This is a genomic window from Mesorhizobium sp. M7A.F.Ca.CA.002.05.1.1 (assembly GCF_003998335.1).
GTDB lineage: Bacteria > Pseudomonadota > Alphaproteobacteria > Rhizobiales > Rhizobiaceae > Mesorhizobium.
Genome location: NZ_RZQI01000960.1, coordinates 1 through 2,201, shown reverse-complemented (window position 1 = coordinate 2,201; position 2,201 = coordinate 1). Strand labels below are relative to the sequence as shown.

2 protein-coding genes and 1 pseudogene are annotated in these 2,201 nt (G+C 57.3%); 2 read left to right on the top strand and 1 reads right to left on the bottom strand.

Annotated elements, in window-relative coordinates; translation table 11 throughout:
* Together EN939_RS31155 and EN939_RS31150 are read left to right on the top strand one after the other, a co-directional pair.
* Positions 1 to 682 (top strand): sigma 54-interacting transcriptional regulator (locus EN939_RS31155; protein WP_164751377.1); only part of this gene is annotated, 682 nt, incomplete at its 5' end.
* A 464-nt stretch (positions 683 to 1,146) separates the two neighbouring features.
* Positions 1,147 to 1,713, top strand: a complete 567-nt coding sequence (locus EN939_RS31150) for a sugar O-acetyltransferase (RefSeq protein ID WP_024505228.1) — start codon at positions 1,147 to 1,149, stop codon at positions 1,711 to 1,713.
* Positions 1,714 to 2,020: 307 nt separating this feature from the next.
* Here the strand turns inward: EN939_RS31150 and EN939_RS31145 are convergent.
* A pseudogene (locus EN939_RS31145) lies at positions 2,021 to 2,201 on the bottom strand (SIR2 family protein); the annotation flags it as partial.

Genomic DNA, 2,201 nt, shown 5'->3' with positions numbered 1-2,201 from the left:
GCTGCGTGTCCTGCAGGAGCAGGAGTTTGAGCGCGTCGGCAGCAACCACACCATTAAAGTTGATGTTCGCGTGATTGCCGCAACGAACAGGGACTTGGAAACGGCAGTTCAACGCAAGGAGTTCCGGCAAGACCTCTATTATCGCATCAACGTCGTCACTTTACGCGTGCCGGCATTGCGCGAAAGGCGAGGTGATATTCCGCTCTTGGCCGCTCAGTTTCTCAAGAATTTCAATACTGAGAATGATCACACGCTGACCTTCGCTCCCGAAGCGATTGAGGTGCTAATGAACTGCGAATTTCCAGGTAACATCCGAGAGCTCGAAAACTGCGTTCAACGGACGGCAGTTCTGGCGACGGGTCCATCAATCCTCAGAACTGACTTTGCCTGTTACGCGGATCAGTGCTTGGCCGCGGCGCTGTGGAAGAACGGACAGCCGACGTCAGAGAAGTCGACTACGATCGAGCCTTCCGCCGCCTGTGCCGCCCCGCCCGTCGGCGACGGGCAAGCGCCGATAGGCCCTGCCACGACTCGTGGTAGGGTGCCCGATGCCGATACGGTCATTGCTGCCATGGAAAAGTGTGGCTGGGTGCAGGCAAAGGCGGCGCGCCTGCTCGGTTTGACCCCGCGCCAGATCGGCTACGTGCTGAGAAAACGCGGTATCGAGATCAAGCGTCTCTGAAACAACCCGCCGAGCAAGAGCTGGAGCAGGTCAAGCATTGGTGCTCTGGCGCCGAGCCCATCGGCCAGGCTTACGAAGTGGGTGTGAACAGCGCTGCCAAGATTCCGGCCGTGTGCTTTCTACCACCAGTCGTACTGGGGCTCTGCGACTGACAAACTAAAAAGGAGTAATCCTCTGGCGGGACCTGGTCGATACATTAGCTGATGGCTTACCGCTCGATATCACGCAATCTGAGATGGGCATGAAAGTGAGTTCGACCGCTGGACAGTTGCCGACTTCGTCAGGTATTGGCCCCTGCGACCGGTTGATCTCCGATATCCAAATTCTTGGAAGTTGGTCGAGACGAAACTGTCGCCCCGGCTCGTGACCGACCGCGCGCCCGGCAAGATCGAGTTACAAAGTTGCCGAGGCAGTTTGATGTGCGTTCCTGCATCACTGTACGGGACACGACCTGACGGGAGACTATGATGCGTAGCCAAAAAGAAAAGATGCTCGCAGGCGAGTTTTACAATGCGGCGGATCCGGAGATCCAAGCTGACCTGTTGGCAACCGGGGCTTGGCTCAAGCGGTACAATGATACGCTGGGGCAGACCACGGGGCATTGGCATGAGCTTTTGTCCGAGCGGCTGGGAGAGGTTGGGCGCGGAACGGTCATCCGTCCGCCCTTTTTTTGCGACTACGGATTCAATATCCGCATTGGAGCCAATGCCTACATCAACTTCAACTGCGTTATTCTTGACGTGGTAGAGGTCAAAATCGGGCAAGGAACGGCAATTGGGCCTGCTGTGCAGATTTATACCGCCGATCATCCACATGATGCCGAGCAGCGGCAGGCCGGCCTGCAGGTCGGGCGTCCTGTTCACATTGGCAGCCGTGTCTGGATCGGCGGTGGAGCAATCATTCTGCCTGGCGTCACGATTGGTGATAATGCAGTGGTAGGCGCTGGCTGCGTGGTCACACGAGATGTTCCCGCCGGGGCAAAGGTAGTGGGAATTCCTGCTCGCGTGGCCGACCCACATAAACAGGCATAATCAACCTCGTTGACCCTGGAGGTGCATGCGAACTGTCGAAACTGTGCCGAATTTTTGTCGAAGCCATTGAGCGCTGCATATGTTGTCGCGACTCGGGCGCTTCAGTTCTTTTGCCACGGGGGTCACAAGATCATGTGCGTAATGCCGCCGCAACGTGCTCACGTCCCGCAGCAGCGGACCCTTTCACATGGCCCAACGAATTCAGAGCCTACGTTGTGCTGCCACTAGCATTACTGCTCACGAATGTATTCCCAACTGAGTTTTCGCCCTTGGAGGCAAGCAGCGACTCACCAGCAATCGCCGGCCATTAATCCTGGCTAGCATCGACCCCGACGAGGCGAGCCGCGGCGTTGCGGATCGGCATGTCGATGACCGTGATTGCGCCTTCGGCGAGGAAACGACGTTCGTTTCTGGTCAGCGTAGCCGAATCGATCACCGCAAAATGTGGGCCAGTGGAGCGCTTCATCAGCTGTCTGGCATATGTGCGC